Consider the following 17567-nt stretch of genomic DNA (forward strand, 5'->3'; position numbering starts at 1 on the left):
GGGCTTTTCGATTGCGTCGCGCCGCGAGCCCCAGATATGGAATTCCAGCACCCCCATCTGCACGCCCGCCAGCAGACCATCGAGCCCGTCGAGTGTGAAATAGCTATCGGACGTGCCGTCCTTTTCCGTAACCTCGACGGTATCCATCCCCTGGGCAAACCCGCCGGTGTCATGCTTTTGGAAAAAGCACTGTTTGGCGCGACCCGCGGGACATCGGACAAGGCTCAATGGACGATTGGCGATATAGGGCATCATCGCATCGGCCACTGAGGCGTAATAGGCGGCGAGTTTGCCCTTGGTTACCCCCTGCCCCGGATAAAGCACCTTGTCGGGGCTGGAGAGCTTGACGCCGGTCTTCTCGGCAGCGGCGATGCCGGTGTCTTCATCTAGCGACATGGTGTGGCCTCCTTTGACCCTGACAGGCTGTTCCAGACCGATGCCTTTAGCCAGCTTATCCTCTCGCAGCCCCAGGAAGGACGGATGCCGCAGCATCCCATCTGGGGTGAGCTCGGTGTAAGTGACTTCAGCAAGATGATGCGGCGAAACCCAATGTGCACCACGAGCCATTTCACGCGGAACGCCATTCAGGGGCGCAGTCTTGCGGGCATCCTTCTCCAGCATGGCTTGGATATCGGACCGCAGATCATCGGAAAATCCCGTGCCAACGCGGCCACGATAGACCAACCTGCCATTCTCCTGTGTGGCAAGGAGCAGCGATGCGAACATGCCCCGACGTTTTTCCGATGGCGACCATCCGACGATGATGAACTCCTGTCGTAGGGTACATTTGATCTTGAGCCAGGATTTGCCGCGACCGAAGCGATAAGGCGCAAGAGCGTGTTTGGCGATAATGCCCTCATGCCCCGCCTTGCAGATGGCTGAAAGCACTGCCTCACCCTTGCCCGAAATATCAGGAGAAAACTGGACGGGATCGTGACGCGTCCGGCGGCCCAACAAATCTTCCAGCGCCGCCTTGCGCTCGGAAAGTGGCTTGGATCGAAGCGATTTGCCGCCGATTTCAAGCAGATCGAAGGCAAAATAGACGAGCGGACCGCCTTCGGACAGACGGGTTTTCAGCGTGGAAAAGCTGGTCTTGCCGCTCTCGTCGAATGCACAAATCTCGCCATCGAGAAGTGCGCTGGAATCGGTGAGCAACGACATGGGAGCGACAAGCGAAGCGAACTTGTCGGTCCAATCAAGGCCATTGCGTGTGTAGAGCCGGACATTTTCGCCCGATATGGCAGCGACACAGCGGTAGCCATCATATTTCATCTCGAACAGCCAGTCATTACCCGCCGGCACGCTGTCGACAAGCGTTGCGAGCTGGGGTTCGACGAATTTCGGCAAGGCTCGGTCTCTCCCCTCGGCCTTGATTGCCGGCGGCTTTCCCTTTTTTATGGCGCCCATCGCGCGACCTGTGGATACACTCGTGTCGCTATCGAGAAGGTCCGAGCCGCCATCGGTGGCGAAATCATCGTGCTCTTTTATGAGCAGCCAGTTTTCACGCTTCTCGCCCGATTTCAGTTTCATGCGGATCAGAGCCCAATCGCCCTTCATTCGGTCGCCCTCAAGACGTATCTTGAGCTTGCCGGATTTGAACCCCTTTTTTGGGTCCCCGATCGGCTCCCAGGTCCCGAAGTCCCACAGCATGACCGTGCCGCCACCGTATTGCCCTTCGGGAATGGTGCCCTCGAAAGTGGCATAGTCGAGCGGATGATCCTCGGTCCTGACTGCAAGCCGCTTGTCGGCCGGGTCAGTGCTGGGACCGCGAGTCACCGCCCAGCTCTTGAGCACCCCCTCATATTCCAGCCGGAAATCGTAGTGGAGCCGCGTGGCATCATGTTTCTGCACAACAAAAATGTTGCCCTTGGCAGTCCCCCTGCCGCTCTGGGGTTCGCTGGTCTTGGTAAAGTCGCGCTTGGCGCGGTATTCATCGAGCAGGTCGCGAGCCACGGCCATTGTCAGCTTGCCTTCTTGCGCGTCGTTTTCGTGGATTTCGATGCTGCCTTTTTGCGGCCTCCTGTGCCTTCGAGGCTGGATTTCAGCGCATCCATGAGGTCGATCACGTTGCCCTTGGATTCGGCGGTCGTGGGCTTTTCGGTATCGGTAGAGACTTTTCGCTTGCCTTTGGATTTGAGCTTCCTGTCGACAAGGGCGCGCAAAGCCTGAGTATAATGATCCTTGAATTTTCCCGCCTCGAACGGCGCCGTCTTACGCTCGATGAGCTGCGTGGCGACGTCAAGAAGGTCCTTTTCGGCCTTGGCTTTCGATATTCCCGAGAAGAACGGATCGGATTTTCGGATTTCATCTTCATAGTGAAGAGTCTCCAGCAAAAGCCCGGTTCCGCACGGTTTTAGCGCGCAGATATATTCGCGCCCACGCATGGCAATCTGGCCCAATCCAACCTTTTCGGTCGTCCGCAGCGCGTCCCGGACCACCCGGAAGGCATCCTCTGCCAACTCGTCCTGTGGCACGACATAATAGGATTTATCGAAATAGATCGGATCGATCTCGCATCCGCCCACAAATTGAACCAATTCGAGCGTTTTGCGGGTTTCGAGTTTGACGGCATCGATTTCCTCGTCTTCGAGCAGAACGAAGTCATTCTTTTCGTATTCGAATCCCTTGAGGATCTCGTCGGAGTCGATTGGCCCAACTCCGGGCACGATTTTTTCGTACTTGACCGGCTTGCCCGATGGCTCGTGAATCTGGCGGAAGGAAAGTCGTGCACCTGACTTGGAGGCCGAATAGAGTTCGACCGGTATGGCCACCAGAGACAACCTGATCTGACCTTTCCAGATGGGACGTGCAGAGGGCATGGGACCGTCCTGAAATAAGAGGGGCGTTGCCGATTCAATTCCAAAGACGGGGGCGGGTTCCATAGGCGATGCGGCGCCCATCCGGCGCGGCGTTAACCCAGGTTAATGCATCCCCCTGCGGGTGCGATAAGATCGTGGCTTGTGATGGAGCCCTTTATGGAACCTCAAAAAACCGTTGCGCAGTCGGTGCGCGAAGAAATCGCCCAGCACAGGCGGCGATTGCTCAAGCTCGAAGAAAGCGCTGTGCGGATAGCCAATACGCACAACTGTCCGAACCACGGCCTGATCCGCCTTGCCCTGCTTCGCCAGAGCGCGGCGTCCCGGACGGTCGTCAAGCTCTAGTGTTTAGCGAACGTTTCCAGCCACAACGACGCTGGCCAGAATATAGGAAAATCCCTTCCCTCTTCGTCGTCGGGCAATGCCGGGTTCGTTGTCGTTGACGTAGCGCAGGCGCCCGGTCGAATGCCCGGGATCTATGGCTGCCATTGCGGTCAGCTGCTGGAAAAATCGCCACCATCGACATGGATGGCCTGGCCAGTCATGAATCGCCCATCCTCGCAAGCCAGCAGGAGATAGGCAGGCGCCGCTTCGTTAGGCTGGCCCGCACGCCCCAGCGGCGTATCCGCTCCAAATTTCTCTACCTTTTCGGGTGGAAAGCTGGCGGGAATAAGTGGCGTCCAGATCGGTCCGGGTGCAACCGCATTGACCAGAATGCCCCTGTCAGCAAACCGGGCTGACAATGACCGCGTGAGAGCGACAATGGCGCCCTTGGTCATCGCATAGTCGACAAGTTGGGGATGTCCGCGATAGGCGACGATCGAGGCGGTATTGATGATACGGGCCCCCGATTCCAGATGATCGAGCACCGCCTGAACCATTTGGAAATAGCCATAAATGTTGGTCTCGAAGACGGCCTTCATTGCATCGGTGTCAAGTTCAGCAATATCTTCGCGCACATGCTGTTCGGCGGCATTGTTGACGAGAATATCGATCCGCCCGAATGCTGTCAGCGTGCGTTCGGCGACCGCACCGCAAAACTCGGGATCGCCCAGATCGCCTGCAATCACAAGCGCCTCGCTGCCCTCTGCTTCAACGAGATCGCGTGTTTTTTCGGCATCCTTGTGCTCGTCGAGATAGACGATGACGACCTTCGCGCCCTCGCGCGCAAACAGTAAGCTGACAGCCCGACCGATGCCGGAATCGCCGCCGGTGACGATTGCCACCTTGCCCACGAGCCGCCCGCTACCCGGATAGAAGGGCATGTATTCAGGCTCGGGATGCATGGCACTTTGATGGCCGGGCTGCTTGTCCTGGTACTGAGCTGGTTGACCGACCATGTCGCATATCTCCGCGAAAATTCCTGCGCGACAAATGCACCGAAGCCCGCTTCGTTCCCCAACTTGTCCTGTGACAATCCAGTCGATCCATCCCCCACCGATCATTGCTTCATGAAGAAGTCGGGAACGCCATGGCGCCAAAGGCATTGGGGTCATGCTCATCTTTTTGCAGAGACCTCAGATGCAATTTGCATTTGCGCTCAACGAACACGGCCACGGGCTAGGGTTGGGGACCTTGGATCATGCGAACGCCAAGACAAGATCGTGAGAGGTGACATTGACACCTTTGGCTCACCACATGCTGACGCACATCATCGTCATGAACCTTCTGGTGCCGGGGGTGCTGCTCAGCGTTCCCAGACGATGGATCCGGGAAACATGGCGGTACTGGCCGTACGCGACAGTGGCGCAGTTGGTTCTGCTTTGGGGCTGGCATAGCCCGCCGGTGCTTGATGCCGCCATGGGATCGTTGGCGCTGATGGCCGCCATGCATATTTCTCTCGCGCTGGCGGCGGCGGGCTTCTGGGCCGCAATCATCGACATGCCCGCAACCGGCCGCTGGCGCTCGATATTCGCGCTACTGGTCACAGGCAAACTGTTTTGCCTTTTGGGCGTGCTGCTTGTCTTCGCGCCGCGCACGCTTTATGGCGACATGCCTGCCCATGGCGATGGTGCCGCGATGCTCTCGCCGCTGGCAGACCAGCAATTGGCCGGACTGATCATGGTGGTCGCGTGCCCCCTCACCTATGTTCTGGCCGGCATCTGGATTGCTGCGCGCTGGTTTCTGGCCCTGGAAGAGCAAGGGCGCATGAATGCCTGAGCGGGACGACGACGTTGTAATGGTGCGCCGGCTGACCCGCTGGGAGCGGTTGGGCATGGCCGCGCTCTTCCTCGCGGGCGTTTTCTTGGTCGGCGCGGCGGTGTTCGTTTGGACCGGCTACTACAATATCAGCGCAAAGAGCGAACACTGGGATTTCACCACCGAAATCCTCGAGACAGTGCGCGACCAGTCGATCCATGCCCGGGCCGGCTCCATTGCCGTACCCGATCTCGATAATCCCGGGATGGTCGCTCTGGGCCGCGAGCACTACCGCGGCGGGTGCGCGAGTTGTCATGGAATGCCTGGCGAGGAACGCAATCCCATCGCGCGTGAGATGCTGCCCGATCCGCCGGACCTCGCTTATGCCTTCGACCGGTACGATCCAAGCGCTCTGTTTTGGCTGATCGACAACGGCATCAAATACACCGGAATGCCGTCGTGGCCGGGGACAGGTCGGCAGGACGAAGTCTGGCCGATGGTGGCCTACCTCAAATCAGTGCACGAGGAAAATCCCCCTGGCACCGTGGTTGACAACACGAGCGGAGATGGCGAGCCGATCGATTCCTACGGCTTCCACGTGCTCGACGAGTGCAGCCGTTGCCATGGCGACGCTCAGACCGGGCCGGTCAGCGACCGCGTGCCCTCCCTTTCCGGACAGCCATCCGATTATCTCGAACGGGCCCTGCGTGAGTACCGCGCCGGCCTGCGCGAGAGCGGCTACATGGAACCGGCAGCTTTCGCCCTCACCGACCAGGACATATCCCAATTCGCAACGCTCTATTCCCAATATCCACCCCAGTCCGGTGAAACCGAATTTGATCCAGAGCAGGTGGCACGCGGCGCAGAAATCGCCATGAACGGCCTGTCCGAAGACGATGTGCCGGCCTGTACGAGTTGCCACGGAAACGGCAACCCCCAGTTTCCCAACCTGGCGGGCCAATCCCAAACCTACATCGAAGGACAACTCGAACTCTGGCGCAACGGCGGCCGCGATACGACGCCCTACGGGCAGATCATGGCGGTAATCGGCAGGAACATGAGCCCGCGCCAGATCGAAGACGTCAGCGCCTTTTTCGCCAGCCTCGAGCAAGCAGCGCCTGGAGGTGGCCAGTGAATCGGACCGTCTCGCTAATAGCCTGCATGATTGTGGTTTTTCTGGCTGGCTGCTCGTCCATACAATCGGCCCTGCACCCGACCGGCGTGGAAGCCGAGCGCGTCGCGACCCTGTTCTGGATCATGACCATCGGCGGCACGCTGATTATGGTTCTGGTGATCGTGGCAGCCGCCCTGGCCATCTATGGCGGTCGGCTGCGCGCATCGCTTTCAAGCGAGCGGTTCGTAATGGCCATGGGTCTGGCCTTCCCTGTCGTCGTTCTCACCGCACTCCTGATCTACGGCTTCGCTCTGATGCGGGCCGGCGAACCTCAGCAAACCAATCCCGACGGTTTGCGCGTCGAGATTGCCGGCGAACTTTGGTGGTGGCGGGTAACCTATGTTACCCCCGACGGACGCAGGGTAAACGCAGCCAATGAGCTGCACCTGCCGGTCGGCCAGCCGGTCGAAATCGCCCTCACCAGCACCAATGTCATCCATTCCTTCTGGGCGCCTCAACTGGCCGGCAAGCTCGACATGATCCCCGGGCGCACCAACACCTTGACCGTCACCGCGACAGAAGAAGGCATCAGCCGAGGACAATGCGCCGAATATTGCGGCGGTGCCCATGCGCTGATGGCGTTCCACCTCGTAGCACAATCGCCCGAAGATTTCAGCGCCTGGCTCGAGGCCGAGGCGAGCGCAGCGGCACAACCGCAAACCGATCTGGCCAGCGAGGGCCAGACCCTTTTTGCCCAGACCGGGTGCGGGGCGTGTCACACCGTGCGCGGTACCGGAGCGCGCGGAACGATCGGCCCCGATCTCACCCATGTGGGCAGTCGGCATTCCCTCGCCGCGGCGACCCTTCCCAATACTGCACAGGCCTTTGCACGATGGATTGACGACAACCAGCATATCAAGCCGGACAACAAAATGCCCAGTTACGAAATCCTGTCCGAACGCCAGATCGACGCTCTTGCCACCTATCTTGAGGGGCTTCAGTAATGATCGATTTTTCGGCATTTTCCATCTGGATCAACCTTGCAATCTTTGCGACTGCCGCCGTTGCGGTATGGTTGGCCGGCGCAAGGATAACCCACTATTCCAACGCCATCAGCGACAAGACCGGTATCGGTCAGGCCACCATCGGCCTGTTGTTGTTGGCCGGCGTCACGTCTCTCCCCGAAATCGGCGCGACCGTCACCTCGGCCGCAACAGGCGCCTCGGCGATGGCCATCAACAATCTGTTCGGCTCGATCGCGGCACAAGTGGTTGTCCTGGCTATCGTCGACCTGGTTATCGGGCGCAAGGCGCTGACTTCGGCCATCCCTGATCCCATGGTGATCCTGCAAGGCGGGCTCAATGTGCTGCTCATATCCATCGTTGCAGCCGGAATGGTGGTGGGTGACTTTCCCATTCTCGGTATTGGCGCCTGGGCCTGGATCTGCGGGGCGGCCTATGCTTTTGCCGTCTATATCCTTTCCCATTCCCAAGGACGCAAATCGTGGGTGGCAGCGCAGGCCGGACAAATCGATGACCGCCTGGTGGACCAACAGGCCGCTGCGGAAAAAAAGGCGCGCAAGCGGCATGGTCGGCATTCGCTGCGCGGTCTTATCTGGCGAACCGCCGGTCTGGCTTTGGTCATTCTGATAGCCGGCTACCTGCTTGCACGGACCGGTGATGCACTGTCCAATCAGACGGGGTTGGGCGGCAGCGCTGTCGGCTTCATAATGCTGGCCTTCGCGACCTCGCTGCCCGAGCTCTCAACAACAGTGACCGCAGCGAGAGAGGGCCTTTACACACTCGCCGTGTCCGACATCCTGGGCACCAATCTGATCAATGTCGGGCTGGTGTTTGTTGTCGATTTCGTGGCGCAGGGCGAGCCGGTGCTCTCTCAGGCCGATACGTTTACGATCTTCGGCACGCTGCTGGGCATAGCGGTTACAGCATTGTTTGTCATCGGAATGGCCGAGCGCGAGGACAAGACGGTCCTGCGTATGGGGTTGGATTCGGTCGCCGTTTTTATCTGTTACGCGGCGGGCCTCGCCGTCATGTTTTTCCTGCGGTGACCCATGAGCGATAGATTAGAACAATTGCCCAACAAAGGCCCCCGCCCTGAAGGCGAGGTCGAAGACCTCAAACGTATCTGGGCGACTCCCACTGGCTGGCGGCTACCCACGGCGGTCAACAACACCGTGATCGGCACGCTCTATATCGGAGTGGCGTTCCTGTTCTTCATACTGGCGGGTATCCTGGCGTTGGTCATGCGCACGCAGCTGGCGGTCGGTGACAATACGCTGGTCAGCCAGGACCTTTACAATCAACTCTTTACCGTACACGGCACGACGATGATGTTCCTCTTCGCCGTGCCGGCCGTGGAAGCGCTCGGCGTCCTGTTGTTGCCGCAAATGCTGGCCGCGCGAGACCTGCCGTTCCCCCGTCTGTCGGCCTTTGCCATCTGGGCCTATGTCATTGGCGGTCTGGTGTTCTTTTCGACCATCCTTTACGACCTCGCCCCCAGAGGCGGATGGTTCATGTATCCGCCAAACACCCTGCCCGAATTTTCGCCCGGCAACGCCGAAGATTTCTGGCTCCTGGGCATCGGGTTCATCGAAATTTCGGCCATTGCCGGGGCCATCGAGATCATCGTTGGGGTGTTGCGGACGCGGCCGCCGGGCATGACGCTGGCCAAGATGCCGATCTTTTGCTGGGCCATGCTGATCTTTGCGGCGATGATCGTCTTTGCCTTCCCAGCCGTCATTCTCGCCACCATGCTGCTCGAGATCGAGCGCGCCTTTGGCTGGCCATTCTTTTCGGCTGAACTGGGCGGCGATTCCCTGCTTTGGCAGCACCTTTTCTGGTTTTTCGGGCACCCCGAGGTCTATATCATCTTCCTGCCCGCTGCCGGGCTGGTCTCCATGATGATTCCCACGATGGCCCAGGCGCCGCTGGTCGGTTACCGGCTCATCGTCGTGGCCCTGATCGCCACCGGCTTCTTTTCGTTCGGTCTGTGGGTGCACCACATGTTCACGACCGGAATTCCGGGACTGAGCCTTGCCTTCTTTTCGGCGGCCAGCATGGCGGTCGCCATTCCATCGGGCATTCAGGTCTTTTCCTGGATCGCGACCATGGCGGCCGGCCGCAAACGGTTCCGGCTGAACGTGCCCTCGTTGTTCATCCTGGGCTTTCTATTCATCTTCACACTGGGCGGGTTAACCGGGGTCATGGTTGCCGTCGTCCCCTTCGATTTCCAGGCCCATGACAGCTATTTCGTGGTCGCCCATTTCCACTACGTACTTGTCGGCGGCATGGTCTTCCCGCTGTTTGCGACCTTCTATTACTGGGCACCAATCGTGAGCAGGACCATGCTGTCGGAACGGCTGGGCACATGGGCATTCTGGCTGATGTTCATCGGCTTTAACGTCACCTTCTTTCCCATGCACATAACCGGCCTTGCGGGAATGCCGCGGCGCGTGTGGACCTATCCTTCCAATCTGGGCTGGGACGTACTCAACATGATCTCGACGGTCGGCGCCTTCACGATCGCGGCGGGCGTTTTGGTGTTCGTCATCGACCTCATACGTAATTTCCGTATTGGCAATGGCGGGCCGGAAAACCCCTGGGGCGCCGGGACACTCGAATTTCTGCCCAACGATGTCTATGCCATGCGCTCGATTCCCCACGTCACCAGCCGCGAGCCCGTCTGGGACAATCCCAACTTACCCAGAGAAGTCGATGAGGGGCTCCATTACCTCCCAAACGCTCCGACCGGAGGCCGCGAGACGCTTGTCACCTCGGCCGTCGATGCCGAGCCGCAATACGTTTTGCAGATGCCCGGGCCGGGCTGGTCCCAACTGGCGGCAGCGGCGATGACCGCAGCGTTTTTCCTCCTCCTGACCATCAAGCAGGTCGAAATCGCGCTGGCCTGCGGCGTGCTTGCCATTGCCGCCTGCATTTTCTGGACCTGGCAACTCGACAAGCCCGGCATCGGCAAGGTCGATATCGGTGGCGGCATCAGGGTGCCGACCTATGTCACAGGACCGCTATCGCACAGTTGGTGGGCCATGGTCGTTCTGATGCTGGTCTCCGCCTCGCTCTATGTGTCCTACATTTTTTCCTACCTCTATCTCTGGACGGTTTCACCCGACGTCTGGGCACCCAACGGCTCTCCGGCGCCGCCCTCCCTGCTCTTCCCATTGGGCAGCGCTCTGTTGTTTGTAGGCGGGGCAGCAATTCTCTTTTGGGCCGGTCGGATCATTCCTCCCAAAGGGCGGCGCAGCATTGCGGTCATCGCCGCAATGGCAATGGCAGCGCTTGCCATGGCAGCCGGGGTGGGGCTCGAGATATGGGGGCATACGCTGACGGGGCTGGACCCGACTGCATCGTCCTATGGCGCCATGGTCTATATGGCGCCCGTCCTGACCGGTCAGGCCGGAGCGGCGGCGATCATCATGTGCCTGTTCGCTGCCGCGCGGCACGCCACGAGCCAACTCGACAACATCCGACGCGTAACGTTCGATAACGCCGCGCTTCTTTACTATTACACTGTGGGCCAGGGGCTCGTGGGGCTCTTGCTCATCCACGGCTTCCCACGTCTGATTGGATAGAGCCATGAGTGAGGTATCGTCATCCCGGCGCATGGTCGCCACGTTGGTGTTTTTGATATTTGGCCCGATCTGCTGGGCACTCCAGCTTACCGCCATGTATGGTGGGCAATCGGCGCTTTGCGCCTTCGGCAGCGTCGATCAGCCGCTTGTGAGCGGCTGGGTGCTCGCGGTCAGTGTCCTGGCTGGCCTGGCCTGCGGCGCCGGAATTGTCTGGACGAAACAGACCTATACCTTGTTAACCGGCGGCTCTCCCGCCGGTGAACAGTGGAGTTTTCTGGCTTTTGTGATGCGAGCCTTGTCAGCGCTGTCGCTGCTGGCGATTGCCTACGCTGCTATTGGAGCAATCATGCTGCCCGCTTGTGGCGGGCTCCGGTAGGAAGGCCGCCTGACATTCCGGTGGGGCTGCCAGGCGATCGGGGGCACTATTCGGATTTTTTGCGCTTCTTGAAGCTTTCCACGACGCTCTCAGTCTCGCCGGTTGCGCCGGCCTGGGCCTGGCGCTCATTGCGCACGTTGCGTTGATCGTTGGCCTGCAGGCTGTTGCGCCCGTGGATGTCGTCTGCATAATCGAACTCGTCGGGCAAGGCGCCCGGTTCGACCTTTCCGGCCGGTTTGGCCCCCTGCTGGCCCGTGGGGTGGGCTCCCATTTTCTTGCCGGCATTTGCCATGAGAAATCTCCTTATGGCTCGTTTCCATTCGAGGACAAAGCTAGGGCACCACTGCAGATGCCGCGAGCGCGGCATCCGCGCCGCCCGGAATTATTGGGCGGTCAGGCGCTGACTTTCATAATTGTCCTGATAGGTCTCGGGATCGTATTCAGGCTGGCTTTCCAGTTGATCCCTGGTGAAGGGAGTGAAGACATACCAACTGCCACCCGCATCGATCATGAACTCGAGATTATCCACGCCCAGAGCCACCCGACGGCTTCCGATCCCGAGGAACCCACCGACATCAACAACCATGGCATCGACATCCCCTTCCGCCGTCAGAAGGACGTCATCGACATTGCCGACATTTTCATCGTTGGCGCCATACACATCCGACCCCATCAGATTATCGACGGAAAGTTGCTCGGGATCTCCCTGCTGAAGCTGGTTGCGCTCGATCAATGTCTGACCCGGCGCGGTCTGGGAAATTTGCCCGCCGGCCATGCCCGCCCCCGTTTGCCCGATCTGGAAGTTGAGCGTGAATTGGCCGTCACTGGTGGGTTCGATATAGATGGTATCCCCGCTGCGAACGGTAACTGAGGGTTCACCACTCGGCTGACCAGAATTTGTCTGAGCTGACTGCAAGTCCAGCCCCTCATCCTGAGACGCCTGATCCTGACTCTGCGCGACAGCAGAGCCGAGCATCAGGGTCGAAAGTGCAGTGGCTGTGAGGAAGGTGCGAAACATCTCACTCTCCTTGAGTCCGTGTTGTCATTTGCCCGCTGATAAATGCGGCGCTCCAACGACCAATGTCGTCCCACCCAGGTTTGTTTCTTGCGGCAGCCGCCAATCAACCTGGGTTATCCCCTCGAGGGTGACGCTGCTTGGCGTTGTTCAGGGTTTATCCGCACACGGCTGATCAGCGAGAAGATCGAACTCGTTCTGTTCTTCGAGAGCGTGCCCAGCAAAAGTGGGAACGGTTTTGCGGTTCGGACACACGACAAAACAAAGGCTTAGAGCCAAGGATTTGATTGAATCAAATCCTGAACGGCTCGAGAAGGTCACGTTGGTCCACTGCCCCCTGCTCCACGCTCCAGTCTATTGCATATGCCGGACGGGCGCGGCCACTAAACCGGGGTAAGCGAGGCAGCATTATCGCGTGCTGGGGGTGCATCGCATCCTTGGCTGCGATAACGTGAATTTAGAGATGCCCCAGCCGCTACCGCCTGAGACTCCGTCCTACAAATTTCAACTGAGAGCATTTGATTCTACGTTTCGCACTGCGGAACGAAGGCACCGGTGAGCTGGCGGAGGCTCGGACCAGATGCCAAGTTCTGCGCCATCATTTGGGAGGAATTGTTCATGACGATAAGAACTTGCTTGGCCGCCGCCATTGCCGCATCCGCACTCTTTGCCACCGCCGCGGCAGCGCAGGAGCGCGAACCGTACCCTGTCGACACTGTCACCATCATCGTGCCCTATGCAGCGGGCGGAGCTGGAGATACCGTTGGACGGATCGTGGCAGACGAACTCAGCCAGCGCTTCGAAGCCAATTTCATCGTCGAAAACATTGGCGGAGCGAGCGGCACGATCGGCGCAGAGCGCGCGGCTCGCGCTCCGGCAGACGGATCGACCTTGCTGTTGGCGGGCAACGCCATCATCACGACGGCGCCGCATTTGGCCTCGGTCGGCTTCGACCCGCTCGCCGACCTTATGACCATCGCGAACGTCAGTGAAGCGCCACGTATGCTGGTTGCGTCCAAGGGGCTGCCGGTGTCGAATTTCGAGGAGTTCGCTGCCTATGGCCGCGATCATCCCGGCGAGATGAATTTCGGATCGGTCGGCGTCGGATCGACGGGGCATATCGCGACCGTCGACATGCTCGCAAATATAGGCATCGAAGCAAACCATATCCCTTATTCCGGTGCGGCAGAGGTCGTGCAGGCGGTGCTCTCGGGCGACGTTCAGTTCATGCTTGATGCAGCGGCCATTCCACAGGCTCGCCAGGATGCAGTGACGCCGCTGGCTGTTCCGGGCGATAACCGAATGGATGACTTCCCCGAAGTGCCGACGCTTGCCGAAGCCGGGTACCCATCCATCCGGGGCACCGGACTTCAGATGATCCTGGCGCCCTCGGGCATGCCGGAAGAAGTGGTCACCGCTCTTGAGCGGGCGCTGCAGGATGCGAGCACTTCGCCAGAGTTCACCGACATTTTGCTCCGGGCGGGCGTGACGCCGCGCTACATGAGCGGCAGCGACCTTCAGGCCGCCCTGCAGGCAGAATATGACAACTACGACCAGTTGCTCTCCACAATGGGTCTCAAACAGTAGTAATTTGCCAGATGATGAGCCCGGCAGCGCCAGTTCGCCGCCGGGCTTTTTGTTTGCCTCCAGACATATCGGGATATCGGGCGAGATGACGACATTGAGTGCAAGGCTGGCGGAATGGGGTCTGGCGTTTTCGCTGGATGACGCCCCCTCGTCGGTTATCGAAAACGCCAAGCTGCGAGTACTCGACATAGTTGGCGTCATGATTGCGTCCAGCGCACATCCCACCGTTGCAGCCGCTGAGCGGGCGTATGGCGATGCAGACGGTGGCGGCAAGGGCGCCCATGCGCTCTTGAGTGCAGCGGAGACCTCTCTCGCCGGTGCTGCGTTCACAAACGGCGTGGCGTCGGCTGTTCTCGAATTCGACGATACCCACATCGCGAGCAACATTCATACGACGGGCGTTATTGTTTCCGCAGTGCTGCCGATGGCGCAAGCCCAGGGCCTCTCAGGTCGCCAGTTTCTGGAAGCCGTAATCGTTGGGTCCGAAATTCTGTGCCGTCTCGGCCTCGTCTCGCCAGTGCGGATGCACGAAGTGGGAATGCACCCGACCAGCGTTTACGGGGTGTTTGGCGCAACATACGCCGCTGCTCGCCTGCGTGGTTTGGATCGCGGGCAAACCGTGGATGCGGTCGGAACGGCAGCCAGCCTCTCGTCCGGCTCGATTGCTTCGTTTGAAGACGGAACCTCTACCAAGACCCTTCATGTCGGCTTTGCCGCCGCCGCTGCCGTGCGTGCGATAGCTCTGGCGGCCCAAGGCGTTTCGGGGCCCGCCGCCGTTTTCGAAGGGAAGTTCGGATGGTTCAAAAGCCACATACAGTCAGAACCCGAATTCCGCTTCAACGAACTCATCCAGGACCTTGGCGAACGTTGGGAAGTGCTCAACATCGCAACAAAGCTCTATCCGTGTGCCTACACATTGATGCCCTTTATCGCGGCAGCACTGGCGCTTCGGGCCACGCACGACATCGATACCGGTGCCATCGCCCAGATCCGCTGTGAGATCATGCCCCGCTCGTTTCGCACCGTCTGCGAGCCCTTGAGCGAAAAACGGCGCCCGCTCACCTCATGGCACGGCCGCATCAGCCTGCAGCATACTGTGGCCGAAGCCTTGGTGCTTGGCCGCTTCGACAAGTCCGCCTACGCACAAAGCAGCCTTATAGATCCTCGCATCAACGCCCTGGCGGACAAGGTCATTCATATCGCCGATCCGATTGCGGCACAGGACACGTCCCGCTCACGCGGCGTGGTTACGATCGAATTTTCAGACGGGACAACCATTTCCCATACTGTTGAAGACATGCAGGGCACCGCAAGAAACTCCGCCCCGGCCAGTGTCTATATCGAAAAGTTCATGGCCAATGTGGCAGGCGTCATTTCGCAAGACCGGGCGGAAGATCTGGCCGCAGCGTTGACCGAGCTCGATACCGTAACAGATCTCGCCGGCACGTTTGCACCGCTACGTGTGCCGACATGACGGCTCGCACCTTCGAGGATTTTTCCATTGGCGAGATATGGCAAAGCGAAGAGCTCGAAATAACCGAAGCCGAGATCGTGAATTTCGGCCGTGCCAATGACCCACAACCAATCCATTGCGACCCCATAGCGGCGGCCAATGGACGCTTCAAAGGCCTGATCGCCAGCGGATGGCAGATCGCTGCTGTCTCGATGCGACTGTTTATCGAATCCGGCGGTTACGGCGAAACGCCGGTTGTCGGAATGGGCATCGATGAGTTGCGCTGGAAAAAGCCCGTGAGGCCCGGCGACCGAGTGCACGTCGTACGCGAAGTGATCGACAAGCACCTCTCGAAATCCAACCCCAAATTTGGCATCATCCGAACGCGGATCAGCGTCGTCAATCAGAACACTGAAGTGGTGATGTCGATGATTTCGATCGGTCAGGTCCCGACGCGCCAACCTCAGGCCCAGTAGGGTTTTTTCAGGTCCTGCTTAAGCATCTTGCCGGCCGGAGAGCGCGGGAGCGTTGGACGCACCTCGACCCTCGAGAGCCGCTGCATGCTGCCGAGGCGACCATTGGCCCAGGCGCAAACCTCCGACAGATCGGCCGTGACACCCTCTTTCATGACCACCAGCCCTAGCGGGGTCTCTCCCCATTTCTGACTGGGAACGGCGATCACGGCGGCATCCTCGATATCTGGATGATCGAGCAGAACGCGCTCCAGATCAGAGGCGTAAACGTTGAAGCCGCCAGATATGATGACATCTTTCTTTCGGTCACGCAGTACGAGGAAACCGGCCTCATCGATCAGACCGATGTCCCCGGTCCGGTGGAACTTTTGGCCCTCCGCATCTCGCCAGTAGAAAGCTTCGGTGGCCTGGGGGTTGCGGAAATAGCGCGTCATCATGGTTGGAGAGCACCCCACGATCTCCCCCACCTCGCCGGCCGGCAGTTCGGTGCCGGCTTCGTCGATGATCCTGATATCGTTGCCCGGTGCCGGGCGACCCACGGTGTGATAGCAGTCGGGATGGGCGCCCACATCAAGGATTGACGTACAGCCTCCCTCTGTCAGGCCGTAGACTTCCAGCAGTTTGCCGGGCCAGTAGGCGGTCAGATCGCGCTTCATGGCGCTCGCAAGTGGCGCGCCAGTTGATTGTTTGACGACGAACGCGGAAAGATCGCGGCGAACAAAATCAGGCTCTCCAAGGAGGCGCTGGTACTGTATTGGTACCAGCATCGTGTGTGTCGCGCTGATTTCTTCGGCAAGATCAAGGTAGCCAGCCGCCGAAAACTTCTGCATGAGCACCACATTTCCGCCGTGGCAGAGCGTGGCCAGCAGGGGCATCAGTGTGGTGTTGGAATAAAGCGGGGTCGCTAGCAGCATGGTGCTGGCGGGTCCCAGACCGAATGTTGCGCGCGCCGCCTGCCGATATCGCATGGCATGAGATTGCACGATGCCTTTGGGACGCGCCGTAGTGCCGGAACTATAGATGATGTTGAAATCATCGGTCCCCGACATAGCGACCGGCGTTTCCAGCTTCGCGTTTTCAATTGCAAACTCATTCCAATCCTCCGTGGAGGTTTGGGAGAAGCCGATTGCAACAATCCGTTCGGCACCCTCGCTCCCTATGAGGTCGAACCCAACGCGATCAGTAAAGACCAGGTTTGGGCGACAGTCAGATAGCATTCCAGCCAGGGTCTCCGCGTTCGCAGAGACCGGCAAGGGAACGGCGCACTGACCCGCCGCCACGATCGCAAGATAGGCAATCACCAGTTCGGCGGAATTTACGCCGACCAGTGCCACCGGTTGCTGTTTTCGTTCCCCGAATTCGGCGGCGATTGTGCCAGCTACATCCAGAATTGCTGCGGCAAAATCTTCCCAGGTCAAATGGACTCCGCCACAACTGAATGCAGGCGCATACGGACGTTTGCCGGCATGGGCAATGATGGTGTGCAGCAACTGTCCTTCGGCACCCATCGATCGATCAATCTTCATTGGACTTGTCCCTGACCAGCAGAAGGTGGCGCGCGACCAGAGCTGGCTTTGCACTCCCTTCCACCTCGATCTCCGCATCGGTTATAATCCGCGTGCCCTGCACATGTGGCTCCGCAGCGATAAGGGTCAGCGCGAGCCTGATTTTTGCGCCAACCGGCGCCGGCGCGACAAACCGGACCCGGTCATAACCATAATTGAGACCGATGCCTCGCTCGGCGATCCTGTAAATATCCTGCTGAAGCCGGGGCATCAGCGAAAGCAGGAGTAGACCATGAACGATCGTCTCTCCGTTTGGCATCTCGGCCCGGGCCCGAGCCACATCGACATGGATCCAGTGGGTATCCCCTGACAGTGTCGCGAAGGCGTCCACCATGGGCTGGTCGACGACCATCCATTGCGAACGGCCAAGACATTTGCCCGCATGAGCTGCGAGATCGCCGGCATGTTCGATGTCGATCATTG

The 17567-nt window shown here is 59.5% G+C and carries 18 protein-coding genes; 10 read left to right on the forward strand and 8 right to left on the reverse strand.

All coding sequences use genetic code 11. From position 1 onward, the window contains the following. Both ligD and AACZ55_RS05455 read right to left on the reverse strand, forming a co-directional pair. A partial coding sequence (ligD, locus tag AACZ55_RS05450) for a DNA ligase D (RefSeq protein WP_339643949.1) occupies positions 1–1959 on the reverse strand: 1959 nt, incomplete at its 3' end. A gap of 2 nt (positions 1960–1961) precedes the next feature. Further along, positions 1962–2819 carry a Ku protein gene (locus AACZ55_RS05455; RefSeq protein WP_339643952.1) on the reverse strand — a complete coding sequence of 286 codons (858 nt, stop codon included), beginning with the start codon at positions 2817–2819 and terminating at the stop codon, positions 1962–1964. 156 nt (positions 2820–2975) lie between these two features. Between AACZ55_RS05455 and AACZ55_RS05460 the strand changes: the two genes are divergently transcribed. Further along, a complete protein-coding gene (locus tag AACZ55_RS05460) occupies positions 2976–3161 on the forward strand; it encodes a hypothetical protein (RefSeq protein ID WP_338610330.1) in 186 nt (61 codons plus the stop codon). 3 nt (positions 3162–3164) lie between these two features. On the opposite strand, the gene AACZ55_RS05465 is transcribed toward AACZ55_RS05460, so the two are convergent. Continuing rightward, the gene (locus AACZ55_RS05465) at positions 3165–3305 is read right to left on the reverse strand and encodes a hypothetical protein (RefSeq protein WP_338610328.1); all 141 of its coding nucleotides are present in this window, start codon (positions 3303–3305) and stop codon (positions 3165–3167) included. A 5-nt stretch (positions 3306–3310) separates the two neighbouring features. Continuing rightward, positions 3311–4156: an SDR family oxidoreductase gene (locus AACZ55_RS05470; RefSeq protein ID WP_339643956.1), complete on the reverse strand. Its 846-nt coding sequence runs from the start codon at positions 4154–4156 to the stop codon at positions 3311–3313. 298 nt (positions 4157–4454) lie between these two features. Between AACZ55_RS05470 and AACZ55_RS05475 the strand changes: the two genes are divergently transcribed. From AACZ55_RS05475 to AACZ55_RS05500, 6 genes are read left to right on the forward strand one after another with little or no spacing between them, the layout of a single operon-like run. Continuing rightward, positions 4455–4976, forward strand: a complete 522-nt coding sequence (locus tag AACZ55_RS05475) for a cytochrome c oxidase assembly protein (RefSeq protein WP_339643959.1) — start codon at positions 4455–4457, stop codon at positions 4974–4976. Further along, positions 4969–6090, forward strand: a complete 1122-nt coding sequence (locus AACZ55_RS05480; RefSeq protein ID WP_339643962.1) for a c-type cytochrome — start codon at positions 4969–4971, stop codon at positions 6088–6090. Before AACZ55_RS05475 ends, AACZ55_RS05480 begins: the two co-directional genes overlap by 8 nt. Positions 6091–6116: 26 nt before the next feature. Continuing rightward, entirely contained in the window at positions 6117–7073 is a 957-nt protein-coding gene (coxB, locus tag AACZ55_RS05485; protein ID WP_339644042.1) for a cytochrome c oxidase subunit II, read from the forward strand. After that, positions 7073–8137, forward strand: a complete 1065-nt coding sequence (locus AACZ55_RS05490) for a sodium:calcium antiporter (protein WP_339643965.1) — start codon at positions 7073–7075, stop codon at positions 8135–8137. Before coxB ends, AACZ55_RS05490 begins: the two co-directional genes overlap by 1 nt. Positions 8138–8140: 3 nt before the next feature. Further along, the gene (gene ctaD, locus AACZ55_RS05495) at positions 8141–10675 is read left to right on the forward strand and encodes a cytochrome c oxidase subunit I (protein WP_339643968.1); all 2535 of its coding nucleotides are present in this window, start codon (positions 8141–8143) and stop codon (positions 10673–10675) included. A gap of 4 nt (positions 10676–10679) precedes the next feature. Beyond that, positions 10680–11051 carry a hypothetical protein gene (locus tag AACZ55_RS05500; RefSeq protein ID WP_339643971.1) on the forward strand — a complete coding sequence of 124 codons (372 nt, stop codon included), beginning with the start codon at positions 10680–10682 and terminating at the stop codon, positions 11049–11051. Positions 11052–11097: 46 nt separating this feature from the next. Here the strand turns inward: AACZ55_RS05500 and AACZ55_RS05505 are convergent, their stop codons facing one another. Both AACZ55_RS05505 and AACZ55_RS05510 read right to left on the reverse strand, forming a co-directional pair. After that, entirely contained in the window at positions 11098–11343 is a 246-nt protein-coding gene (locus AACZ55_RS05505) for a hypothetical protein (protein ID WP_338610317.1), read from the reverse strand. A gap of 90 nt (positions 11344–11433) precedes the next feature. Beyond that, positions 11434–12069: a PRC-barrel domain-containing protein gene (locus AACZ55_RS05510; RefSeq protein ID WP_339643974.1), complete on the reverse strand. Its 636-nt coding sequence runs from the start codon at positions 12067–12069 to the stop codon at positions 11434–11436. Between the two features lie 615 nt (positions 12070–12684). On the opposite strand from AACZ55_RS05510, the gene AACZ55_RS05515 reads away from it, so the two are divergent. From AACZ55_RS05515 to AACZ55_RS05525, 3 genes are all read left to right on the forward strand, one after another. After that, positions 12685–13653 (forward strand): tripartite tricarboxylate transporter substrate binding protein, encoded by a 969-nt coding sequence (locus AACZ55_RS05515; protein ID WP_339643977.1) that lies wholly within the window; start codon positions 12685–12687, stop codon positions 13651–13653. Positions 13654–13738: 85 nt separating this feature from the next. After that, positions 13739–15127: an MmgE/PrpD family protein gene (locus AACZ55_RS05520; protein ID WP_339643980.1), complete on the forward strand. Its 1389-nt coding sequence runs from the start codon at positions 13739–13741 to the stop codon at positions 15125–15127. Further along, positions 15124–15582, forward strand: coding sequence for a MaoC family dehydratase (locus tag AACZ55_RS05525; RefSeq protein WP_339643983.1), 459 nt, complete (start codon positions 15124–15126; stop codon positions 15580–15582). Before AACZ55_RS05520 ends, AACZ55_RS05525 begins: the two co-directional genes overlap by 4 nt. On the opposite strand, the gene AACZ55_RS05530 is transcribed toward AACZ55_RS05525, so the two are convergent. Next, positions 15570–17105: an AMP-binding protein gene (locus AACZ55_RS05530; RefSeq protein WP_339643986.1), complete on the reverse strand. Its 1536-nt coding sequence runs from the start codon at positions 17103–17105 to the stop codon at positions 15570–15572. The two genes, AACZ55_RS05525 and AACZ55_RS05530, sit on opposite strands and share 13 nt — an antisense overlap. Beyond that, entirely contained in the window at positions 17095–17565 is a 471-nt protein-coding gene (locus AACZ55_RS05535) for a MaoC/PaaZ C-terminal domain-containing protein (protein WP_339643989.1), read from the reverse strand. The genes AACZ55_RS05530 and AACZ55_RS05535 overlap by 11 nt, the downstream gene beginning before the upstream one ends. Positions 17566–17567: the final 2 nt, after the last annotated feature.

The sequence above is a fragment of the uncultured Pelagibacterium sp. genome, assembly GCF_963972885.1.
GTDB classification, from domain to species: Bacteria; Pseudomonadota; Alphaproteobacteria; order Rhizobiales; family Devosiaceae; genus Pelagibacterium; species Pelagibacterium nitratireducens.